General features: G+C 55.3%; 18 protein-coding genes. 2 read left to right on the top strand and 16 right to left on the bottom strand.

All coding sequences use genetic code 11. From position 1 onward, the window contains the following. The first annotated feature begins 66 nt into the window (after positions 1-66). Positions 67-1,194, top strand: coding sequence for a glycosyltransferase family protein (locus EDM60_RS10730; RefSeq protein WP_122963981.1), 1,128 nt, complete (start codon positions 67-69; stop codon positions 1,192-1,194). Positions 1,195-1,242: 48 nt separating this feature from the next. Here the strand turns inward: EDM60_RS10730 and EDM60_RS10725 are convergent, their stop codons facing one another. Further along, complete coding sequence (locus EDM60_RS10725; RefSeq protein ID WP_122963980.1) at positions 1,243-1,986, bottom strand: IclR family transcriptional regulator; 744 nt, start codon at positions 1,984-1,986, stop codon at positions 1,243-1,245. Between the two features lie 186 nt (positions 1,987-2,172). On the opposite strand from EDM60_RS10725, the gene EDM60_RS10720 reads away from it, so the two are divergent. Next, a complete protein-coding gene (locus EDM60_RS10720) occupies positions 2,173-2,958 on the top strand; it encodes a YheC/YheD family protein (RefSeq protein ID WP_229049719.1) in 786 nt (261 codons plus the stop codon). Between the two features lie 170 nt (positions 2,959-3,128). On the opposite strand, the gene EDM60_RS10715 is transcribed toward EDM60_RS10720, so the two are convergent. The 15 genes from EDM60_RS10715 to dpaL form a co-directional block, all read right to left on the bottom strand. After that, the gene (locus EDM60_RS10715) at positions 3,129-3,953 is read right to left on the bottom strand and encodes an aldo/keto reductase (protein ID WP_122963978.1); all 825 of its coding nucleotides are present in this window, start codon (positions 3,951-3,953) and stop codon (positions 3,129-3,131) included. A 108-nt stretch (positions 3,954-4,061) separates the two neighbouring features. Next, entirely contained in the window at positions 4,062-4,700 is a 639-nt protein-coding gene (locus EDM60_RS10710; protein WP_122963977.1) for a pyridoxamine 5'-phosphate oxidase family protein, read from the bottom strand. A gap of 87 nt (positions 4,701-4,787) precedes the next feature. Next, positions 4,788-5,732, bottom strand: a complete 945-nt coding sequence (locus tag EDM60_RS10705; RefSeq protein WP_233454100.1) for a GntR family transcriptional regulator — start codon at positions 5,730-5,732, stop codon at positions 4,788-4,790. Between the two features lie 133 nt (positions 5,733-5,865). Then, entirely contained in the window at positions 5,866-6,393 is a 528-nt protein-coding gene (locus EDM60_RS10700) for a phage tail protein (RefSeq protein ID WP_122963975.1), read from the bottom strand. A 16-nt stretch (positions 6,394-6,409) separates the two neighbouring features. Next, positions 6,410-6,907: a phage tail protein gene (locus tag EDM60_RS10695; protein WP_122963974.1), complete on the bottom strand. Its 498-nt coding sequence runs from the start codon at positions 6,905-6,907 to the stop codon at positions 6,410-6,412. 31 nt (positions 6,908-6,938) lie between these two features. Then, on the bottom strand, positions 6,939-7,451 hold the full coding sequence (locus tag EDM60_RS10690; RefSeq protein ID WP_122963973.1) for a phage tail protein: 513 nt from the start codon (positions 7,449-7,451) through the stop codon (positions 6,939-6,941). A 107-nt stretch (positions 7,452-7,558) separates the two neighbouring features. After that, positions 7,559-12,538: an Ig-like domain-containing protein gene (locus EDM60_RS10685; RefSeq protein ID WP_122963972.1), complete on the bottom strand. Its 4,980-nt coding sequence runs from the start codon at positions 12,536-12,538 to the stop codon at positions 7,559-7,561. Positions 12,539-12,784: 246 nt separating this feature from the next. Continuing rightward, positions 12,785-13,780 carry an agmatinase family protein gene (locus tag EDM60_RS10680; RefSeq protein WP_122963971.1) on the bottom strand — a complete coding sequence of 332 codons (996 nt, stop codon included), beginning with the start codon at positions 13,778-13,780 and terminating at the stop codon, positions 12,785-12,787. Then, the gene (gene hutI, locus EDM60_RS10675; RefSeq protein ID WP_122963970.1) at positions 13,777-15,051 is read right to left on the bottom strand and encodes an imidazolonepropionase; all 1,275 of its coding nucleotides are present in this window, start codon (positions 15,049-15,051) and stop codon (positions 13,777-13,779) included. The genes EDM60_RS10680 and hutI overlap by 4 nt, the downstream gene beginning before the upstream one ends. 5 nt (positions 15,052-15,056) lie before the next feature. Then, positions 15,057-16,727, bottom strand: coding sequence for a urocanate hydratase (hutU, locus tag EDM60_RS10670; protein WP_122963969.1), 1,671 nt, complete (start codon positions 16,725-16,727; stop codon positions 15,057-15,059). Between the two features lie 165 nt (positions 16,728-16,892). Continuing rightward, positions 16,893-18,389, bottom strand: a complete 1,497-nt coding sequence (locus EDM60_RS10665; protein ID WP_122963968.1) for a helix-turn-helix domain-containing protein — start codon at positions 18,387-18,389, stop codon at positions 16,893-16,895. A gap of 93 nt (positions 18,390-18,482) precedes the next feature. Further along, positions 18,483-19,052 carry a signal peptidase I gene (lepB, locus tag EDM60_RS10660; protein ID WP_122963967.1) on the bottom strand — a complete coding sequence of 190 codons (570 nt, stop codon included), beginning with the start codon at positions 19,050-19,052 and terminating at the stop codon, positions 18,483-18,485. Between the two features lie 142 nt (positions 19,053-19,194). Further along, positions 19,195-20,970 (bottom strand): sigma-54-dependent Fis family transcriptional regulator, encoded by a 1,776-nt coding sequence (locus EDM60_RS10655; protein WP_122963966.1) that lies wholly within the window; start codon positions 20,968-20,970, stop codon positions 19,195-19,197. A gap of 64 nt (positions 20,971-21,034) precedes the next feature. Next, on the bottom strand, positions 21,035-22,198 hold the full coding sequence (locus EDM60_RS10650) for an ArgE/DapE family deacylase (RefSeq protein WP_122963965.1): 1,164 nt from the start codon (positions 22,196-22,198) through the stop codon (positions 21,035-21,037). Positions 22,199-22,214: 16 nt separating this feature from the next. Continuing rightward, complete coding sequence (dpaL, locus tag EDM60_RS10645; RefSeq protein WP_122963964.1) at positions 22,215-23,456, bottom strand: diaminopropionate ammonia-lyase; 1,242 nt, start codon at positions 23,454-23,456, stop codon at positions 22,215-22,217. Between the last annotated feature and the right edge of the window lie 319 nt (positions 23,457-23,775).

The following is a 23,775-nucleotide window of genomic DNA, read 5'->3' as shown; positions in this document are numbered from 1 at the left end:
CCAGTAGCCAATGGCCCAAAAACCCATACGATAGGGAAAGAGCCTTGTTGAAGGAGAGAATCCCCCGTGAGAATTTGTTTTTCCTGCAATCTCATCGAGTTCAAGCCAAAGGGGAACGTCCTGCAATTTTTTATTTTGCTGCGCTCCCTCGACCGCAAAGTGGCGAAGCTTGGGGCAAACGAACGCAAGCGGTACGTGCTCGACTGCGTCCTCCCCTTTCAGTTTCGCAACGGGATGGGCGGCTTTACGTTTGAACACGTCCGCTTTTACAAATCCGACCAGCTCGTCGACGACCTCATTGCCCGCGACCAAAAGCACAACTACGACTTTTTGTTTATCCGCGGCCGCAACGAAGCGTTTCATCTGGTGGAAAAAAAGCCGTCCCTCGGCAAAAAGCTGCTGTATTTGGCCGTCCAGTACAACTTGCGCGATCCGTACATCATGGGCAGGCTGGATCACATCTTTCAGCATTCCCGCGTCGTTTTTTTCCAGACCGAGCCGAATGCCGAGCGCTATCGCCGCTACCAGTTAAGCAAAGCCAAATACGCGGAAAAGGAACTGAACCGCAAAATCCAGGTGCTGCCCCAGTTTGTCGAGCATCAGGAAGACGGGGCGCTCATCCGTCAGCCGGGAGATCCGCTGCACCTGATCTGGGCAGGCGTCATCCGACCACGCTATGGACTTGCTGTAGCCACCAAAGCGATCCGCCTGATCCGCAAATCGGTTCCGCAGGCGAAGCTGCGCGTCCTTTACCCGTCCATCGTCGGGAGCTATCAAAAGAAAGCGCGGCTTCTGCTGCGCACGCCCGGAGTAGCCGACCACGGGCAAAAATCGATGTGGGCGACGAAAAAAATGATCGTCCAGAGCGGGATCGGCATTGCGCTGCTCTACGACAACACTCCGGACCAAAACCCGTCCCACTCCTACTTGTCGCGGATCATCGAATGCATGGCGCTCGGCGTACCCGTGCTGACGACCCGGACGATCGGCAATCTCGCTCTGCTCGGAGAAGCGTATCCCCTTTTCGTGCAAGATGCCCACGACATCGCTTTTCATTACGAAAAGCTGCGCAACCCGGCCTATTACGCGGACATGAGCGCGTACGTGCGGTCGCGCGGGGAGCGCTTTCTCGCCGACAACGCCGTCCAGTCTTTCTGGCGCGTCCTGCAAACGGAATTTAGCTACCGCAAATAGCCAAAAGCCAACACGCTCCTTGAGCAGAAGCTGTGTTGGCTTTTGGCGTTATTTCATCATTTTTCCCATGCGATAGGCTGCTTCCATAATGTACGGCGCGTACTGGCTCATTTTTTCCGGTGTCAGACGATTGGACGGGCCAGAAGCCGCAATCGATGCGACAAGCTGCCCGTTGCGGTTGAAGATCGGAACCGCGACCGCCGCTGTCCCAAGCTCCCGTTCCTCCACACTGGTGGCAAATCCTTGTCTTCTGATCTGGTCGAGCTGCTCGATGTACGCTTCCTGATTCACGAAGTCGGGCCAGTTCGGATCGTTCAAGACTTGCTCCAGCACATACGGATCGGCATAAGCCACCAACACCTTGCTGGACGCTCCCACAGCCAGTGGCATGCGCGCCCCGATCGGAGCGACCCGGCGAATCGGTTGTCTGCTCTGCACAGCCTGAATACGTATCCGCTCGTTTCCATCCCGCACATACAGGCTGATTGTTTCTTCGACCAAATCCCGCAATCTCTCCATCTCAGGCAAGAGAAGCGTAGCCGGATCATCGTTATGCGTCAAATTGGCCGAAAGCTCCCAGATTCGAAAGCCCAGCCGGTATTTCTCCGTCTGAACATCACGGATGAGAAAGCCCTTGTTCTCCAGCGTCGCCAGCAGACGATGCACGGTGCTTTTATGCAAGGAAAGGCGACTCGATATCTCACTAAGCCCAAGGTCTGTGGCGTCCGTAAAACAGAGCAGGATATCCAAAGCACGTTCGACAGAGCGAACGTTTGCTTTTTGTTCATCCATTGTTTCTTACCCCTTCTTCCTACTTGGTTCCGTTCGTTTCATCTGATGAAACAAATATGCTACTTTTCAGTATACAAAAATTAAAGGCATAGTAAAGAGCGAATCTTCGCCCTCCCCGCCATATCCTACCTATTTTTTGACAGCAAGGACATTCCCACAAGCGCTGAAACAAGCTGCACATACATTATGAAGAAGCAAAAGACGTTTCATATTTCGATTGGGGGAATGACCTCTTTGGGCAAAAAAAGCGAGTCCAAGCTTACCAAATACTACGTCTTGCGCGCAAGCTCCACCCTGTCCGGCGCATTGCCGCGCACGCGTCCCTTTTCCAAACGCGCCTTGTACGATTTCCTCGATCGCTACAGCAAAGTGATCGCCAAGCCAGCCGCAGGCAGCGGCGGAGCCGGAGTCATTCTCGTAACCGGACTGGGCCGCAGCAAATACCGCATCCAGCGCGGTGCCAAACGCAAGACCAAGCACAGCAAAAAATCGACCTACAAGTATTTGCGCAAAAAAATTAACAGCCGCTATCTCGTGCAGCGAGGCATCTCTTTGGCTCGCGTCAGCGGATCTTTGTTTGACGTCAGAGTCATGGTGCAGCGAAAAAGCGGTCAGCCGTGGGTCGTGACCGGAATGCTTGCCAAAGTGGCCGGACGCGGCTATATCATTACCAACATCAAGCGCAGCGGCGGCAAAGTGCTCCCGCTCTCCACAGCCCTCCACCGCTCGAACATTCGCGGCGCTTCTCCTGCTGCCGTCATCGCCCGCATGCGGCAGGTTGCTCTGCTCGCTGCCCAGCGTCTGTCCCGCTACTATACAAGTCAGCGCGTTTTCGGCCTGGACATGGGCGTCGATGCAAAAGGACGGGTGTGGATCATTGAAGCAAACTTGCGTCCTGACATCTCTCTATTTTTGAAGCTCGCGGACAAAAGCATGTACAGAACGATCGTTGCCTATCGCAGGCGCAGATAAACCGGGCATAAGCTCCTGATCGGGACGAAATCGTCCGGCGGGGGCTTTGCCTTTTTTGAGCACGCCTTGCCTTGATCTTGTTCGACCAGGAAAAGGCAAAAGAAAAGGGGCACATCCCCTTCGTCTGCGCGAGACGTTCGGGACAGCCCCCTGCTATTATCACCGTGATTTTAGAAATCGAAGTTGTCCGGGTCTGGCCCAAAGCGCTTGTTCTCGTTCAACGCACTGATTTTGTCCACGTCTTCCGCGCTCAACGCAAAATCAAAGACGTCGGCATTTTGCTCAATCCGAGCAGGCGTGATCGATTTCGGGATTGTGACGACCCCGTTTTGCAAATCCCAACGAATGACGATTTGCGCAGGCGATTTGCCGTATTTTTGTCCCAGTTCCACCAGCAGCGGATGATCGAGGTTTCCTTGCATCAGCGGACTCCACGCCTCCAGCTGGATAGCGCAATCCTTGCAGTACGCATGCAGCTCCTTTTGCGTGAGCAGCGGATGGTATTCGACCTGGTTGACAACCGGCGTAATTTCGCTGTGCTTGCGCAGCTCCTCCAGATGGTGAATGTGGAAATTGCTCACGCCGATTGCGCGCACGTAGCCGTCCCGATACAGCTTTTCCAAGGCTTTCCACGTGTCCACGAACTTGTCTTTTACCGGCCAGTGGACCAGGTACAAATCAAGCGTGTCGAGCTTCAGCTTTTTCATGCTCACGTCAAAAGCTTTGAGCGTCGACTCATAGCCTTGATCCGCATTCCAAACCTTTGTCGTGATGAACAGCTGATCGCGATCGATTCCCGCCTGACGGATACCTTCTGCTACGCCTTCTTCGTTGCCGTAGACAGCTGCCGTGTCCACACTGCGGTAACCCGCCTCAATAGCCGAGCGGACTGCCACTGTTTCGTTGCCTTCCTTTGCTTTCCAGACACCCAGGCCCAACCAAGGCATTTCCACTCCGTTGTTCAAAACGGAACGATCCGTGATTTTTGTTGCCATCCGATCTCCTCCCGACTAACGCTGTTTATGTACTTACATTAAGAAAGTATATCACAGGTTGGTCGATCGGAAAACTTGTCTCATACAAGCTGGCAAAAAGCCCACCTTTTAGTACAACCGATTTTTATAGCTATCCTGCAATCCCTCAGCCACTTCTTTCGCCCCTAAACCGGGCATCTTCACATGATCCGCGATCATTTTGGCGATATCCGGGGTCGTTCCAGCCTCAGGCCACGTGTCCGGCTTCCACAGCCCGGAGCGCATGAACGCCTTGGCGCAATGGGCGTAACATTCTTCTACTTGCACGCCGATTCCATGCGTCGGCACCTTGCCTTTGACCGCCATTTTCTCCAAAATATCCTGATCCTGGATGATGCACGCCCGACCGTTGATCCGCAGCGTTTCTTCCAAGGTCGGAATCAAAAAAATCAGGCCGATGTGCGGATTCACGAGGATGTTGGTGATCGAATCCATCCGCTTGTTGCCCGGGCGCTCCGGGATAACCAGATGGTGGTCGTCGACGATGTGCACGAAGCCTGGAGCATCGCCGCGCGGGGATGCGTCACAGTTTCCTTTTTCGTCGGCAGTCGAGATAATCAAAAAAGGCGACTGGGCTATATAATTGCGGCAATGGTCGTCCAGTTGGGTAATCACCTTGTTTTGCACCAGACGGCTCGGCTCTCCGAAAATTTCCCGCAATTGGGTTTCCGATGTGATTACTTCACGAAATATTCCGAATCCTGACATGATAGCACCTCTTTTTCCTTTTGTGGAAAAGCTCTCCCCTTCATCATACCATAACGATCGGCGGACAAGTCCGGGGATTTGCTTTGCTCACTGCCGGAAGCCTTCGACGAATTGCTGAATGTACTGCACCGACTGGACATTCAAGAAGCGATCTTCAATCAGCAGCGGCAAAAAACGCGCCTGCCTTTTCAAATAAGCACCGACGATGCTGGTGCAGACAATCAGCTCGGGCTTGGCCGCCAGCACTTCATCCAGGGATGAGGGGTACTCCATCGTGCCGACCAAAAGCTCCAGATGAGTCATCCCGGCATTCATAATCGACTGGCGGAAATTGTGCGCCCCCTCCCAGGTCGTGCCTCCGATTCCGACCAGGCTTCCGGGCGGCAATTGCTGAAGCTCGCGGATCGACTGGAGATTGGAATCCAGGAGGCAGCCGATGACGATCGGCACGTTGTCTCCTTCCAGACGATCCAGCCATTTTTGCACTTCTTCTATATGCAAAAACGTCGTGACGACGAGATCGTAGTAGCCGTTCACGATGCTTGTGGCAAACTGGTCCAAGTCTTTGATCAGGCATGGCTTCACCGTGTAGCCTGTCGCTTTTTCCAGCTCGACTGCGTACTCCTGCACTTGCACGACATTGCACTCGGCAAACAGGATCGCTGGCTTCGTCCTTTCCTCCCGCTTGAAGCTGGCCGGATGTCCCGGCTTTCCTGAAACGGGCGGTGAAACAGCGGCATCCTTCTGCTGCTCTCGCGAAGAAATGCCACTCGCAGCGGGCATTCCGCTTTTTCTCGGGAGCGGGTCCGCAACCACTGCTTCGCCATCGTTTCCAATCGTGACGTAGCCCTCTGCTTTCAGCGCCTCGTACGCCTTTTGCACGGTATCCTGATTCAGCCGCAAAAAGCCGGATAGCGCACGGACTGCTGGCAATGTTTCGCGTGGCTGATAAATTCGTTGTTCCATCAAACTTTTTAGTTGCTCTTTCAATTGAACAGAGACAGAGATCGAGGATGAATCATGGACAGGCATCTGCATCAAATCACCCCAAGGAAACGGTATCGCAGTAATATTCTGTCATCTTACAATAGGTCAATCGGACAAAGCAAGTGCCAGATGCAGGGCAGCTTCGCATCTGGCACTTCTTTTTGAGATCAGGCTTTTGTTACGGCTTTTGTGGAAATTCGCCTTCCAGACAAATGATATAGTGAACACCCAAAAACGGCTGTCGATTGTTGTGCGGCATTCCTTCACCCGCAACTGAAATCGCGGCTTGGCTGAAAGGAGTCTGCTCCGAAGCGTTCGGCGCTCCATAGGCAAAGACACGTCCTCTGCCTTCCGTGTTCGCCCAGATCATCCCGTCCGGATTGTTCGTCGTCGGCTTTTCCGCTGCATTGGGAATGTGCGTATGCGCAGGCATCTCCTGAATCGTCAGTCCGACCTCGCTGCTCCCGCCCTGCTCGCCAATCGTTCGCGGCGTCAAATCCGGCGCTGCTCCATGGTGCATAGGTGCCGCCCCTTGCAAATTGGGCAGAGCAAAGGTGTTTATGCCATCTCCGCCAAATCTGGTGCCCAGGATGGCGTACAGAGCGGTATTCTGCCGAATTTGCATTAAGGCTCCATCGCAAAAAGCCCAGCCTCTTGGAGCGAACTTTCCTGTAAAAATGCGAATTTCCCCGTAATAGGCTTCCATTCGTTTTCCTCCTCTATCAATCGCGGCTCGGATATACTCCTTGGATGGCAATGCAGTAATTGAACACCTGATACGGCTGCATGTTATAGTGCGGCTGGCCCCCGCCCGTTGTGAGCAGAGCATCCTGGCGCATCGTCGCATTAGGCTGGGCAGCAAATGCCTGATAATCCGTCTTGGCCCATACGTTCGCAACTGCTTTTTCCGTTACGCCCGTTGTCACAAGAGGCTTGGCCACGTGCTGATGCTGCGGCATTTCGCGAACCGTCAGAGCATGGACCTCCTCACCGCCAGCTTGTCCATACCCCACGCCATTTCCGACATGCACAGGCACTCTGCCCCGCAAATCCGGCAAGGCAAACGTCGTTTTTCCGTCCCCTCCGTAGGTTGTTCCGATAATGGAGTACAGCGCCTGATTTTGGTTGATCGGCAAAATCTGCCCATCGCACAGCGCCCATCCTCTCATCGGAAAAGGAAAAGCAAAGGCGCGAATTTCGCCGACATACGGTTCTGACATGATCGTCAACCTCCAGTGGTTAATAGTTTCCTTATGATTGCGGTGGATAATAGCCTTGCGTGGCAATAATGAAGCTGATTACGGTAAACGGCATCATGTTGGAATGCGGCTGGTTTCCGCCCTCAAATGTTACAGAGCCTGGGCTCATCTGAATTGCGGCGGGATTTTGCGAGAATTGCACGATTCGTTTTGCCCATACGTGCTGGCCCGGCTCGATTTCTGTACCTTCTGCTGACGACACGTTGACCGTGTGGGTGTGGATCGGCAATTGGTTTGTCTGCAGGTGTACCGTCTCTGTTCCCCCTTTTGCCCCGATGGAAAAGGTTGTTTGCGTACGCGGATTTTTTCCCTGATGGACGGGAACCCGCCCACGCAAATCAGGAAGGCCAAACGTAGTCATGCCATCGCCGCCATAGGTCGTCCCAATCAGGTTGAACAATGCATCATTTTCCGCGATGCTGAGCAATTGACCGTTGCAAAAGGCCCAGCCTACTGGCGCAAATTCTCCGGCAAACATTCTGATTTCTCCCAAAATTGATTCCATCTTTGTCGCTGCCTCCTTGATTGCTTGTGGCGGATCAGAAAAAGCGCACATCCTATTGCGAAAGGGCCAGCTGAATCGTCCAGCTGGCACCTCTCTCCTGTTGCTTGCTACTGCCTGACCTCTACTGTGATTTTGGCTGTCTTGCCTTTGTAGGTGACCGTAATCGCAGTTTTTCCGGCTTGTTTGGCGACCACATTTCCGTCGACTACTTCCGCAATCTCGGGGTCCTCGACCGCCCATTCCACTTCTTCTGCAATGAGATCTGTATAGCTTTTGCTGTATGTTCCGATCAAGGTAATCGGCTTTTCCTGACCTTCTTTCAGACGTACATACGAAGGAGCAGCCTCCAAGCGAACCGGGATTTTCTCGTCTACAACCATGAGGCGAACCCGGAATTTGCTCTTGTCCACTTTTCCGGAAATTACCGCGGTACCAGTCGCTTTGGCGATCAGCTTGCCTTCTTCTGTTACCTCCACAACTTCAGGATCGGAGGATATCCAGTTTGCCTGCTCGGTAATATCTTCGGTCTCGTCACCGTCCAGCACGACAAGCTCCAGCTGCCGCTCCTCGTCTACTTCCAGCACGCCTTCGCTGCGAGTCAGCAGCTTGATTCTGGCGTCTGTACCGCTTGTAATCGTAACGGGGATGTGCAGCTCTTGCCCTTCATACGAAACCGTGATTATGTCTTTGCCCGTTTTGCTGCCTGCCTGAATCTCGCCCGCTGTCACCGTGACAAGATCGTTTTCGGTGGAATACTCTACCGCTTCATCCGTGGTGATGTCGACCTTTTTAGCGCCATCCACCTTGAAGATTTGGAAGCTTTGCCGCTCTTTGGGCTTCAGGCGAAATGCTTTTTGTGATGCCTGCAAAACGTCAGAAACAGTTGCCTTGACGGTTACGTCCGCCGTTGCGGTATAGCCGCCGTCTGCCGTTGTGACGGTGATGCGCGCGGTACCAGGTGCTACGGCCACGACCTTGCCTTGCTCATTCACTTCCGCTACGGCACGATCGCTGCTCTCCCACTTGACCCGCTTGTCAGTCGCATTTTCCGGCTGAATCACGGCCTTCAGTTCGTGCGTCTCGCCAGCTTTTAGCACCAACTGGCGAACGTCCAGCTCTACACCCGTTACCTTGACCGCGCTTGGCGGCTGATAGACAGACAGCCTGATCTGCGCTTCCAGCTCGGTCGTGTTATGTGCTTCGTCGCGCAGTTGCAGCAGCACCTTTTTCATGCCATTGCCATACGCGAGCCGCCAAGACGTGCTTGCAGCGACCTGTTGCCAATCGCTCCAGCCCTCGTTTTCATTGGCAAAACGCATTTCTACCGTTCCTAGCGAGTCCGTGGCGGTTACATTCAGCGTCACGTAGACGGAGCTGGATGTTTGCGCGCCGCTGTTGATGGCAAACGTGCCTTGCGGAGCAGTCTTGTCAATCGTAAAGGCAATGCGTGTGACATGGCTCGCGGCATCCGTGACGACAAGCTCATGCTCGCCTTCACTGCTTACGGTCGTTCCGCTGGTAAACGGCTGACCGTCGAGGGTTGCCGTCCCTTCGTTGAACGTAATCTGCACATCGTCTTTGTAGCTTTTGCCGTTCTCCACGCCCGAAACGACAGGCGCTTCCATATCAAGCTCGATGTTGGCGGAGACGTCGGCTACATTGCCCGCCTTGTCACGCATCTGCATGTGGACGGTTTTTTGCCCGTCGTTAGCAGAAAGCATCCACGTCTGTGTCGGAACCGCATCGTTCCAGGCGCTCCATGCATTACTTTCGTTGGCGAAGCGAACCTGGACAGGTCCATTGGCATCAGTAGCGGTGACAGTCAGATTGACCGTTTGATCCTGCGTCACGCTGGCCCCTCCATTAATGCTGAGCGACCCTGACGGCAAGGTTGTGTCCAACGTAATTTCATCTTGCATGTTCGCGATGTAACCCGATTTGTGCAGCAATTTCACATAGACGGTTTTGACACCGTCACCGACTGGCAATTGCCACGCTTTTGTTAGTGCAAAAGGTTCTGGCACGCTCCAGGTAGTACCGTCCATCGAGAAAGACATGCTTGTGTCAGCCGCACTTTTGCTTGTTGTCACGTGCAAGGTCACGTCTCGCGAGGTGGTGAACGGCGCATCTTCATTGATCGAGAAAGCGCCAAACAGCGGCGTCTTGTCGATGGAGAAGACGACGGTCGTCTTGTTTCCGGCTTCGTCTGTCACGACAAGCGTGTAGTTTCCTTGCTCCGTGACAGTCGCGCCGCTCGCGAATGGCGCGCCGTTCAGCGTAGCTGTTCCTTCCGAGAAAGTAATCAGCCTGTCTGAGTTGTACACGCCCTCATCGTCAACGCCTGTTACGACAGGAGCAGTCGCATCGAGAGTAATTGACTTTTGCAGGTCAAGCACGTTGCCAGCACGATCGCGTATTTGCAAAAATACCGTCTTCATGCCATCCCCGTCTGACAAAGTCCACGATTTTGTCTCCTGTACCGCTTCCCATCCAGACCAATCGCCGCTGCCTGTCGGAGAAAAGCGCATTTGCAACTGATCGTCGGCATCGGCGTATTGCAGCTTCAGTGCCACCTGCTTCGCGTTTGTCGCACTCGCGCCGTCATTGATCGTGAAGCTTCCGGTCGGAGCCGTCTGGTCGACGATGACGGTCGCTTCCAATGTAGCGGTATTCCCTGCTGCATCCGTTATGTTTGCCGTGACTCGCTTCTCTCCGTCTCCGGGAGCAAGCGTCCATGTCTTCGTGCTTGCGTACGGCTCTGGCAAACTCCAGTTGGCCCCGTCATTGGAGTAGACAGTGGTCATGGAAGTCAAATCCGTCACGTTCAACTGCAAGCTGACTTGCGATTGATTCGTGTGAGTGTCGCCATTGCCGATCGTCATCGTTCCTTGTGGCTTCGTCTGATCCACGGTAAAAGACAGCGTTGTGACATTGCCCGCCTCGTCTGTGACGACAAGCGTGTAAGCCCCGTCTTGGGAGATCGTATCCCCGCCGCTGAAAGGCTGGCCGTTCAGCAAAGCTGTTCCTTCCGAAAACTGAACCGTAACAGCCTGCTTGGAAATCTGGTTCGCCGCAACTCCTGTCACGACTGGCGGAACCGTGTCCAGCAAAATGCTCGCTGATTTGCTCGTTTCATGCCCGGCCTGATCGCGGAATTTGGCGTAGACGGTTTTGGTGCCGTCGCCATTCGTGAGCGTCCAGGACATTTCCGGTTGCACCGGCTGCCAGCCGTCCGCGAACACGCCGTCAGTGTTGGACAGGCTCACCTCTACCGGCCCGTTAGCGTCTGTCGCTTCGAACAACAGCTTCACTGCTGCCGTGGAAGTCGCCGTATTGCCCGCATTCGTGCCTTTAATGGACATGGTGGCTACCGGAGGAACCGTATCCAGCATGATGCTGTCAGAATATTGCTGCTCATGCCCTTCGCCATCCTTGAGCTTCATGTACACGGTCTTGTTTCCGTCTCCAGCAGCCAGTTGCCATGCTTTGGTGGCGGCAAGCTGCTCCCAAGTAGACCAAGTCGTTCCGTCATTGGAAAAGCTCATCTGGATTTGTCCACTTCCCGCGCCGTCTGTACCCGTGATCGTCAGTGCAACGTCCCGTGTCGTCGTGAACGTCTTGCCGTTTTCGATCACAAGCGTTCCCGTCGGAGGAGTTGTGTCCAGAAAAAAGCGAATGGTTGTCGTATTGCCGGCCATATCTGTCACGACCAATGTATGGTCGCCATCTGCCGTTACCGTTCCGCCGCCGACAAATACAGCGCCGTCCAATGTCGCCGTTCCTTCGTTGAACGTGATTGTCACTGCTTGCGAGTAAGAGCCGTTATTGCTCACTCCAGATACCACAGGAGGTGTCGTATCCAGCGTGATATTGGCGCTCGCGGAAATTTGGTTGTGAGCCTCGTCGCGCGCCTGCATATAGACGGTCTTCGCTCCGTCGCCCGCAGTCAGCGCCCAGTTATAGGAGGTAGCCGCACTGTAAGGCTTCCAGTCCTCCGTCCACTGATCGGACGCATTGGAAAAACGCACCTCTAACGGCTTGCCCGTATCGGGGTCGACAACGGTTGCCTGCAGATTAACCTGACTGGAACCGGTGACCAGCATTCCGCCATTGATTTTCAGCTCGGCAGAGGTAGGCGGCTCCTGCACATCCTCGATTTGAATGGTAAAAGCTTTGGTGAATGAGCCTCCCGACGGATCGCTTACCTTGATCGAGACGGAATAGCTGCTTTTCGCTTCGTAGTCAAACGATTGCGTTGTGTACAAATTGTTGTCAACCAGCTTGAAGGCGCTTTGATCGCCCCCTGCGAGCTCGAAGGTCAAATTCCCTTGGTCTTCGCTGTCAGGGTCTGTCGCGCTCAATGTTCCGACCAGCGTGTTCGGTGGCAGATTTTCTTTTACGGATTGTTTGCTGAGTGAAATGTCTGTCGGTGGGGAGTTATCGACATACTTGATTTCGAGTCTGGGAAGCAAAGGTGAGTTGTTGGAAGCTTTGTCGTAAAAAAGGACTTGTACTTGCGCATTTGGGATAGGCGGAGCGGTTTGAGCACCCTTTAGCACAAAGCTCGCCACTTTGTCGTTCGATTGGAGCTTGATGTAATCAGTCACATCAAAAGACACCCAGCTGTCCTTTTGCAAACTCGAGCCGGACGCGGGAGCTTTTCCAAGGGCAGTGCCGGTAGCAGGCAAGGTCATGTCCAACTGCGACCAGGAGTCATTGTCCACTCCATACAGGTCGAGAAAAGGCTCGCCCCCTGTCCTGTCCACTTTGGTCAGGTAAAGCTTCAATTGGGCAGATTCGATCTTTCGGCCAAAGTCCACCTTGTCTGGCCCCAAATGAAACTTCATTGCAGCATTCGCAGGTCCAAAAGCAGCGTCATACCCGACAAATACACGATTGTTTCCTCCTAGGCCATCTGCTTCCCCGTACGGATACGCACCCATAGGATCTACAAAAAAATCTTCATCGACAACGATTTGAAACGGATCTTCTACCTTGGCTACGGCAACACGCTCAGGCAACACCATCGGCTGCACCAGTGAAAAAACTAACAGCATAGACAACAGCCTTGAAAGCATCTTTTTCATATCGGCCTCTCCATTCCTCCTTTCGCAAATAGTAAAAATGGCTCATTCCCTCGTCTTCTGCTGACTTTCTTCCGTCATGGATAACCCAAGAAATGGCAAGTAAATTCTACCAAAATTTGCTTGAAAAAGAACCTTACTAAAGTTAGCTTTTTTTCGACAAAAAACCGCTGTCCCTCTGTCAGCAGCAGAGAAACAACGGTTCGCCAAGCAAAAAAACTTTTGCAGGAGCAGATTTGACGCCAAAAATTACTTTCGCTGCCGATATCCCGTCAAAAAGGACAGCATCACATGAACGGCTGTTTTGACTGTCGCCTCCGTCCGGTCTTTGTACGGGTCGAGACATACGATGTCCATGGCTTTGACCTTCGGGTGCAAGCCTGCCTCATAGACGGCGTCAAACAGCTCGTCGCTCCGCATACCCCCGGGAGTAGAAGCAGGGACGCCCGGCCCGTAGCCGATGTCGAGCACATCCATATCGACGGTCAAATAAATCGTATCGACTTGCGAGGCCAGCCGTTCGAGTGCTTCCTGCACCGTTTGGGCAACGCCTTTTTGCCGCGCCTGGCGCAGCGTCGCATAGCGCACGCCTGCCTCATCCGCGTAAGCCTTGAGCGACCGGGCATTGAAAAAGCCGTGCAAACCGATGTTGTGAACGTCCTCGGCCTGGATCGTCTTGCTTTCGATCAAATTGCGAATCGGCGTGCCGTTCGAAGGTCCGTTATCCGTCAGGTCGCGCAAGTCAAAATGGGTGTCCAGCTGCAAAATGCCTACCCGCTCGTCCGTGTGAACGTCCTTGTAGCCTTTGATCAGCATGGCCGTAATCGAGTGATCGCCGCCCATCATCACGGGCAAAAGCTGAGGATGGTTCGTGCGCATGTGCGCCATGGCTTCGCGAATGTTGCGGTGGCACTGGGCGATGTCGGTAACATGCTGCCTGACGTCGCCCAGATCGACCACGCGAAGCGATTGCAGGTCGACATCGTAATCGAGATTGTACGTCGTAAAATATTTCCACGCCCGCCGCATCGCATCTGGATTTTCGCTGGCGGCCGAGGCCGAGATGGACGAACGGGAAAGCGGCACTCCGAGCAGCGCTACGTCGTAGTCGCTCCAATCAGTGCTGCCCGCCGTTGCCACCTCTAGCGTCTTGATCCATTCGCTCACTTTTGGCTCGGCTGGCGCGGCACTCCTGTCCCAGGCAAAGCTGGGCGGTTTAAGCAGCGGGTACGGGTATGCCGTCATACGAGCCGCCCTCCCGCCACGACTACTGCTCCGTTTTTGATTACCGTATCCACATGGTTGACACCGTAACGGTATTGCAGCGTCATGAAGTCAGGCACAGCAAAAATGGTAACATCGGCTTTTTTTCCGGCCTCGATGCTGCCGACCTCGTGGGCGCAACGGATCGCGTGCGCCGCGTTGATCGTCGCCGCCGTCAGCACTTCTGCCGGGGTCATGCCCATTTTCAGGCAGCCGAGGTTCATGATGAGCGGCATCGAGACAGTAGGCGAGGAGCCGGGATTGCAGTCGGTCGAGATCGCGACTGCCACGCCACGGTCAATCATTTTGCGGCCGTTTGCGGACTCCGCCATGAGGAAAAAGGCCGTTCCCGGCAGCAGTACCGCGATGACGCCTGCTTCCGCCATTCGCTCGATGCCCGCATCTGACGCCCGCAGCAAATGATCGGCGGACACCGCTCCCAGAGACGCCGCCAATTCGGCTCCCTCGTACGGCTCGATCTCATCGGCGTGAATTTTCGGCAAAAGGCCGTGCTCCCGGCCCGCTTCGAGAATGCGCCGCGACTGCTCGGGAGTGAATACGCCGCGCTCGCAAAACACATCGTTGAAGACGGCCAGCTTGCGGCGCGCTACTTCGGGAATCATCTGCTCGATGACGAGATCGACAAACGCATCCGGCGTTTCCTTGTACTCGCGCGGTACCGCATGTGCGCCCATGAAGGTGCTCACGAGGTCGACCGGGTGGGTTTCATGCAGCTTTTGCGCTACTTCCAACTGCTTGATCTCGTCTTCCAAAGTAAGGCCGTAGCCGCTTTTCGCTTCGACCGTCGTCACTCCGTGCAGCAAAAACTGGTCGAGCCGCCGCTTGCTCTGCTCATACAGCTCGTCGTGCGTCGCCTGTCGCGTCGCAGCCGTCGTGGCGTGGATTCCGCCGCCGTTGTTCATGATTTCCATATAAGTAGCGCCAGAGAGCCGCATGTTGAACTCGTTTTGTCGCGTGCCTGCGTGCACCAGATGTGTGTGTGGGTCAATCAGGCCAGGCGTAACCAGCTTGCCTGTGGCGTCAATGACATCCGCTTCGTGGGCGCGTTCGCGGAACCACTCAGCCAGTTCTTCATCCGTGCCGACGCGTTCGATTACACCGTTTTCCAGCCAGACGCTGCCATTTTCGATGATGGACAGCTCGTTCATTCTGGCACCTGTCACCGGAGAGTGAGAGCCGCCAGCCAGCGTGGCAAGCTGGCTGGCATGGCGAATCCATACTGGTTTGTTCATCGCTTTTACTCCTTCAACATCGGGATGTGGACGCCTTTTTCCTTGGCGGTCTGAATCGCCAGCTCGTAGCCTGCATCCGCATGGCGGACGATGCCCATTCCCGGGTCGCTGGTCAGGACGCGCTCCAGGCGACGCGCCGCTTCCGGCGTGCCGTCTGCCACGATGACCATACCTGCGTGCAAGGAGTACCCCATCCCGACGCCGCCGCCGTGATGCACCGACACCCAGCTTGCGCCGCCTACCGCATTGATCATCGCGTTCAGGATCGGCCAGTCGGAAACAGCGTCACTGCCGTCTTTCATCGCTTCCGTCTCGCGGTTTGGCGAAGCGACAGAGCCAGAGTCGAGGTGATCGCGGCCAATGACGATCGGCGCTTTCAGCTCGCCGCGCGCCACCATCTCGTTAATGATTTGGCCAAAACGCGCCCGCTCGCCATACCCCAGCCAGCAAATGCGGGAGGGAAGTCCCTGGAACTGAATCCGCTCCTGCGCCATGCGAATCCAGTTGCACAGATGCGTATTATAGGAAAACTCGCGCAGAATGACTTCGTCCGTCTTGTAAATATCTTCAGGATCGCCGGACAGCGCTACCCAGCGGAACGGGCCTTTGCCCTCGCAAAATTGCGGGCGGATGTAAGCCGGCACAAAGCCAGGGAAGCGGAATGCGTCCTCGACACCCTCGTTTTTCGCTACTTGTCTGATGTTGTTGCCGTAGTCAAACGTAACGGCCCCCTTCTCCTGCAAAGCCAGCATGGCGCGGACGTGGTTGGCGATGCTCGCTTTGGAACGTCGCTCGTATTCTTTCGGATCGCGCGTGCGCAGCTCTGCTGCCGCTTCCAGGCTCATGCCCTCCGGAATGTAGCCGTTGAGCGGGTCATGCGAAGAAGTCTGGTCCGTCAAAACGTCCGGTATAAAGTTGCGGTCAAGCATCGCATTCAGCACTTCCGGCGCATTGCCCAAAAGTCCGATCGAAATGCCTTTTTTCTCCCGCTTGGCTTCCTCCGCCATTTTGATCGCTTCATCGAGGTTGTCTGTCATTACATCCAGGTAGCGTGTATCCAGTCTGCGCTGGATGCGTGTCGGGTCGACCTCGATGTTGATGCTCACGCCGCCATTGAGCGATACGGCCAGAGGTTGTGCGCCGCCCATGCCGCCGAGACCAGCGGTAACCGTGATCGTGCCAGCGAGTGTACCTGCAAAATGCTGGCGAGCCAGCTCCGCAAACGTCTCGTACGTTCCCTGGACGATCCCCTGGCTGCCGATGTAAATCCAGCTGCCCGCCGTCATCTGTCCGTACATCATCAAGCCCTTTTTGTCCAGCTCGTGGAAGTGCTCCCAGTTGGCCCAGGCCGGAACGAGGTTGGAGTTTGCCAAAAGCACGCGCGGCGCGTCCGCGTGGGACTTGAACACCGCCACTGGCTTCCCGGACTGGATCAGCAGTGTCTCGTCACTCTCCAACGTTTGCAATGTTTTGACAATGGCATCGAAACATTCCCAGTTGCGCGCCGCTTTCCCGATCCCGCCATACACGACCAAATCTTCCGTACGCTCCGCCACGTCGGGATTCAAATTGTTCAAAAGCATCCGCAACGCCGCTTCCTGAATCCACCCTTTTGTATGCAGTTCAGTGCCCGAGTAAGCCTGAATCAATTGCTCAATGGATTGTGTCGTTGTCATCCTGCTTCCACCTGCTTTTCCTTAGAGTGTGTATCTCTTAGCTATATTGTAAAAGCCGGAAAACAGACAAAAAAGGCACCATGCTTTCGATTTGGTGCCTCTTCTTTCGATTGAATCAAGGGAAGCAGATTGAATTTTCTAAAAAACTCTCTTTTCTTTCGATTTCTATCTTTTCTTTTGATTCCGTAACAAACGTGGGGTTGTACCCGTCTTTTCCTTAAAAATTTTACTAAAGTAATTGGCATTGACGAACCCGCTGCGCTCGGCCACCTCCTGGACGGACAACGCCGTTTCCAGCAGCAGGCGCTGCGCTTCCTTCACCCGCATCGCCGTGAGAATTTGCCGGAAGGAGCTGCCTTGCTTCTGCGCAAACAACGTGCTGAAATAAGCCGGGCTGCGGTCGACATGCCGGGCCACATCTTCCAGGCGCAAAGCCGGATCGGTGTAACGCCCCTCCATGTAGCGCAGCGCTTGCTCGATCACATCCGCTTTGATCTCGTCGCCCCTGTTGTTGAAAGTATCGAGCAGTTCGTTGATAAAAAGCAGCAGCTCCGTCACGATCCGGTACAAGATCGGGGCGTACAAAATCGTCTCAAACACACGATGGTACGCTTCTTCGAGTAAAGCGCTGTCCAGCCCATGCGACTTCATGTAGCGCCTGACCTGCGCGAGAATGCTGGTCAGACGAATGCGCAACAGCCCCGGCTCGGGGTACGGCTCGTCCTTGTAAAAAAAATGCGCATACAGCCACTGCTTCAGTTGCTCGCGATTGCCGCTGTGCAGCATGTCGATCCACGTTCGCTGCTCGCCTGGCGTCAGGAACGGGTCGATCATCAGCCAGTTTACGCTGCCTTCCACCATGCTCACTTGCCGATAGCCCTTGAAAAAACGCAAGTGCAGCGCCTGGCTCGCCTGCTCGTATTTTTGCTGCAAGCTCTGCTCGGAATCTTCGGCATCGTGGATGACGAGAAAAAGCGGAGCATCGCTCGACGCCTCCCAGTCCATCAGCAAACGCTTGCCGAATTGGTGCCACTGGGACCAGGACAAGGAAGCGTCTGCCGGAAAAACAGCGGCAATCGCGTCTTTGGTCGGCAACAGCACGGGCTTGTCGCGAAACGGGTAGCCGGAAAAAAAGTCGAGCAGCTCCGAATGTCTGCGGGCATCCTCCAATTGGGCGAGCATGACTTTTTGCTGACCAACTGGCGACGATCCGGGCAAAAACAAGTCGAGATACGAGATTTCCTTGCGCAGCCCCTGGACGCTCCCCGCTCCTGGCTCCAGCCGTTCGTCTCCTGAGCGTTCCTGACAGCAGCGCGTCAAAACGCGGCGGATGTATTCAGGTGTTTGCGGCTTCAGCCACAAGTCCCGCGCGGAAAGCTCGATTCCTTGCATCGCCCGCTCAAAGGTCGCTTCCGAAGTCGTGACCAGCACGATCGGCCGATATTGGGCGACCAAAAGTTTGAAGCGCTCCCAGTGCGCCTTGTCAATCATATCCAGTTCCATGCAGACGACTTGCGGCAGGTGTGCTTCCATCACCTGAAACACTTCCGCCATCGTCCCGGCCGTATGTACTTGGTCATACGGGATGGCGCAGCTTGCGACGAGCCAGCTGATCCCGGCCCGCTCTGTCGCGTCCCTGTCTGCAATCAGTATGCCGGGCATCGTCAGCCCTCCTTTTGCGGCTTGCCAGAAAAATGCGAGAACTTCTCTTGTTGCAAACAAAGGTTGCCCGTGAATGGACAACCTTTGCTCCTGCTATTTCTCTTCGTTTGTAAACGGATTTTGGATCATCGTGCCCATGATGTGATCAAGTGGAATAAAGCCGATCTCACGGGAATCCGTGCTATGGTTGCGGTTATCCCCCATGACGAAAATATGGTTGGCTGGCACTGTCACTTTTCCATCGGATACGTACTCCATCGTTTCCTTGATGTACGGTTCGTTGAGCACCGTGCCGTTGCGATACACCTGATTGTCTTTGAACTCCAGCACATCGCCAGGCTTGCCAATCACTCGCTTGACGTACATCGAGTGGTCGTCGTCCGCTTTCCCTGTCACCAGCGCCACCAATGGGTGACTGACGACATCGTCCACAAGGGACCTTTTGCGTTCCACGCGACTGTCGATGACGACGATATCGCCATAGTCCGGCAAATACGAAAACGTATGCGATAGCTTGGACACGTAAATGCGTTGCTGGTCTTGCAAGGTAGGGTCCATCGAATGACCATCAACCTTGTACGGCTGGAACACGAAGATTCCGAGAACCAGAGCGAAGACGATTGCAAAGGCAATCGAACGGACCCATCCCATCAGCTCTTTCATTATGCTATGCCACTCCTCTCATACAACTTCGTTCCCCTATCCTCTACCCTCTATCATATCACAAAAATGACGCAAACCCAAAAAGCCGGTCCCATAAGCTCCCCGGCTCTTTTCGCTCTTCATCCACGTCAGCACGCGAGAGTCACAACAGTCCGTACTCGCGCATTTTCCGAAACAGCGTCGCCCGGCTGATCCCGAGCAGCGCGGCTGCTTCTTCCTTTTTGCCCTTGCGCATCCGCACTTCATTCAAAGCTTGCGCCACAGCAGACTTTTCCAGCTCTTTGAGCGTCGCGATCGGCTTTGGCGCTTCGCTGCTGTCTGTGCGTCCCGTTCTTTCCGCAGGCTTTTGCAGCCGGAATGTGTGTCCAGGCAGGCTTGCCACTTGTATCCAGTCGGAGTTTTCCAGATTGGCCGCGTATTCAACCGTATTCGCCAGCTCGCGGACGTTGCCAGGCCAGTCATGGCAAAACAGCACGGACTGCGCCTCCTGGGAAAAGCCGCGAATCGTTTTCCCCAGCGTTTTTGTATACGCAGCCAGAAATTCATGGGCGAGCAAAAGAATGTCTTCCCTGCGCTCCCGCAAAGCAGGCAGTTGAATCGGAATGACGTGCAGGCGGTAATACAAATCGAGGCGAAACTGGCCTTGCGCAACCCGCTCCTGCAAATCGAGGTGGGTCGCGGCGATAATCCGCGCTTCGACGGGAAGCGTTTTTCCGCTGCTGCCCAGCCGCTGGAACTCTTTTTCCTGCAACACCCGCAGCAGCTTGCCTTGCAAGTGCATCGGCAAATCCCCGATTTCGTCGAGAAACAACGTCCCTTTGCCAGCCGCCTCAAACACGCCTGCCTTTCCGCCTTTTCGCGCGCCGGTAAACGTGCCGTCTTCATAGCCGAACAGTTCGCTTTCCATCAGATGCTCGGGAATCGCCGCGCAATTGATCGAAATCAGCGGCTGTTGCCGCCGCGGACTGGCCTGATGGATCGCTTTGGCGAACAGCTCTTTTCCCGTGCCGCTCTCTCCCTGGAGCAAAATCGTCGATTCGCTGCCCGCCACTGTCCGCGCGATCGTTTTGGCCTGGAGCAGCGCAGCGCTGTTGCCGGAAATCGCCGCAAAAGCATCCCCTGCATCTGTGGCCGTGACCCGGCGCGCCATCTCGACGACTTCCTGCGCATCGTCGAGCGTAATGACCCACTCCTTGATCTCGTCGCCAAGCTGAACAGGGCGGATGGCGAACAAAAACGTTTTGGCTTTTCCGCCAACCGAAAGCACCACTTGCTTGGGCGCGGGCTGCGAGCCATCGGCCAAGCGAATGGCGGCAATCCATTCTGCCGCCTGACTGTTGTCTGCATCGAGTTGCAAATATTGCCGCGCCCGCTGATTCGCTTCGACGATACGGTTTTTTTGATCGATCAGAAGCATTGCCTTGTCCATTTCATCCATGACGACACGCAGCTTTTCGGCAATGAGCTGTTGCCTGGTGTACATGATGTGCTCTTTGAGCTTGACCGCAATCAGCTCGGCCATTTTTTGCAAAAAGCCGAGAATCGCCTCGACATCGGCGAACAACCGCTCCCTTTGTTCGTCGTCAAAAGCAAGCAGCCCGATCACGCCTACGCTTTGCCCATCCAGCCGGATCGGACAGCATATTTCCCCCGTCTCCGCACAGCTTCCATAATGCGTGCAAGGGCGGCATTTTTCATCCTGCCCCGGTCGGGTAATCACGACAGGCTCGCCATTGACAAGCGACGCCCGGTAAATATGATCTTCGCCTGCCATCGTGCGCAACACGCCGGATTCGGTTTTGCCCGTCCCTGCAATTCGCAAAAAATCGCTGTCGGCAATCTCTACTTCCACTCGCAGCACGGCGGCGACTGCCTGGGCGATTTTTTGCACGCTCTCCTGAATCTCCCGCAAGGACATCGGCTTGTTCCTCCTCTGCTTGTCTTTTTCTCATTATAACGCGGCGACAGGAGGAACCGCCTGTCTACTCCTGGCAAAACTCGCAAATGGTTTGGGCCAAAATATAGCTCATGTCCACGAGGCTATCCACCTCGACGTATTCCACTGCCGAATGCAGTCCCGCTCCCACCGGGCCGAACAGGACGGTCGGAATCCCCGCTCCTTGCAGCAGTGCGGCGTCTGTCCAGCCGGAAAAGCCGCAAATGCCGGGCGCTGCCCCCAGCCGCTTTTCGCAAGCCGCTTGCAGGGCGAGAAAAATCGGCTCGGCCAGTGCCACCTCAAACGGCTCGCGCCAAAACGTCAGCTCGGCACTCGCGCGGAATGCCGCGTCCTCTGCCCGCAGCTTCGCAAGCAACGATTCGATTTCCAGAGCCACTTGTTCTTGCGTCTCGTTCGGCACAGTTCTGCGCTCCCAGTCGATCCGGCAATAGTCGGGATACGTAGACAGTTCTGTTCCGCCTTGAATCAGCGACGCGTGAACAGATGCCGTCCCGAGAATCGGGTGCGGCGGCTCTTGCGCCAGCTTTTCCGACAAGCTTTCCAGCTCGCGCAGCACCCTGCCCGCGTGAACGATCGCATCGATTCCTTCTTGTGGCCTGCTGCCGTGCGCCGCCTTGCCGAACACCTCGCACTTGACCCAGGCAAAGCCTCTGTGCACAACGCCGATTTGCAAATCAGACGGCTCGCAGCAGATCGCGGCATCTGCGGAATAGTCCTGCACCAATGCTTCCGTCCCGATGCTCTTGTACTCCTCGTCGGCGACAAACGCCAGGATCACATCGCCCGCAAGCGGAACTTTCGCCTGGGTAACTGCTTCGACTGCCGCCAGCATCGCCCCGAGACTGCCTTTCATATCCTGGCTGCCTCTGCCGAAAATTTTGCCGTCGGTTACAGTCGGTTCAAAAGGCGGGATCGACATGCGCTTGGCGCTCACCGTGTCCATGTGCCCGTTCAGCATGAGCGACTTGCCGTTTCCACTCCCGCGCAAAATCCCGATGACGTTGCACGCCGTCTCGTTGATCGGAATGACGGCTACCTCAAGCCCGATTGACTTGAGCTTGTCGGCAATAAACGCAGCAATCCCGGCTTCTCCTGCTCCATCCGCGTCCAGGTACGGATTGACCGAATCGATGCGAATCAACTCTTGCACAAGTTGAACGAGTCTTTCCCGGTTGATCGTGACATTCATCGTCGCTTCCTCCTTTTTACTTGTCGTCAGCCGAACACGCGCCCTCCCAAACAATGCGCCGATAAGAATCCTGGTCCGTATCTCCTTCGGTGCTGAAGCACAAGACGACCGACTCTTCGTTTAGCCCCAGTTGCTTGGCAAGTCCTCTGTACTCCGGCTTGTTCATTAGCGCCGCCAACAGCCCTACTCCAACAGCACCGCTTTCGCCACTGATGACTTGCGGGTCGCCTGCTTTTGGCGCAGCCAGCATCCTCACCCCGTTTGCCGCGATGAAATCTGGACAACTGACAAAGAAGTCGGCATGGTCGCGCAAAATTTCCCAGGCAACCGGATTCGGCTCGCCACAAGCGAGTCCGGCCATAATCGTCGCCAGCTCCCCGTGCGCCACTTGCGGCTCTCCGTCCGCTGCTTCGGCAGACAAAACCATGCAATTCGCCGCATGCGGCTCGACGATGACGCTGACCAGCTCCTCCCCGCCAGCTTCTGCGACGAAGTGTCCCAGCACAGCCGCCGCCATCGAGCCAACGCCCGCCTGCAAAAACAAGTGCGTCGGCTTTTTGTCCGGCAAAAGGGCCGCCAGCTGCTCGCGCGCTTCTGCCGCCATCGTCGCATAGCCTTGCATGATCCAGCCCGGAATCGTCGTGTAGCCCTCCCAAGCCGTGTCTTGCACCACCTGCCAGCCGCGCTCCCTGGCTACTTTTTCCGAAAGGCGGACAGCCTCGTCGTAGTTGCCATTGATGACATGCGCCTGTGCCCCCAGCGAGCGGATCGCTTCCACCCGTTCTGCTGTCGAGCCTTTTGGCAAGTAAACGACTGCGCGCTGGCCCAGCTCCCGCGCTGCCCAGGCAACCGCCCGGCCGTGATTGCCGTCGGTCGCGGTGACAAAGGTCACTTCTCCGATCTGTCTTCTCGCCTCTTCCTCGCCGAGAGCAGCGAAGCTCATCCCCTCGGGCGTGTGCCCCAGCTTTGCGTACAAATACCGGGCCATCGCATAAGACGCGCCCAACACTTTGAAAGCGTTCAGCCCAAAGCGCAGCGATTCGTCCTTCACCAGCAAATGCCCAACTCCCAGCTCGCGGGCGAGTTGCGGCAGCGGGACGAGCGGCGTCGGCGCATAGACGGGACAAGACGCGTGAAAGTCGCGCGCAGGCTGTGTTTCCTCTGCGGACAAAAAGACAGGGATTGCCTGGCGCTCGGCTTGCGAGCCGCGCTGCTTTTTCGTGTTTGCCACTGCTCGTATCGTTTTTTCTGCTGACATCGGCAGTTTCCTCCTTTTGCCACTCTGGTTGACTATTTGAATTGCAAGGAATGTGCCAAGGCGGTTGAAGGCATGAGGATAGGCAGCCCGGCGATTTGCTTATCCCGTTCCGTTCCTTCTGGACAGAATATCCATATCAAAATGAGATGACAGAAGGATCATTTTGAGACTTTTTGTATCAAATTGAGACTATTGCATAAAAAAGCTTGGCTGCGCCAATGGTTGTGACAGAACCTTTCACTGGCTGATATCCGCCCTTTGCATTTGCGCGATACGAATTTCCATCCCGGTTTCTTTAGCAAAAAAACGCCGCCCGCAC

Source organism: Brevibacillus parabrevis (assembly GCF_003710905.1).
Lineage (GTDB): Bacteria > Bacillota > Bacilli > Brevibacillales > Brevibacillaceae > Brevibacillus > Brevibacillus parabrevis.
The sequence above is the reverse complement of the archived record's forward strand: the minus strand, read 5'-3'. Positions and strand labels throughout refer to the sequence as shown.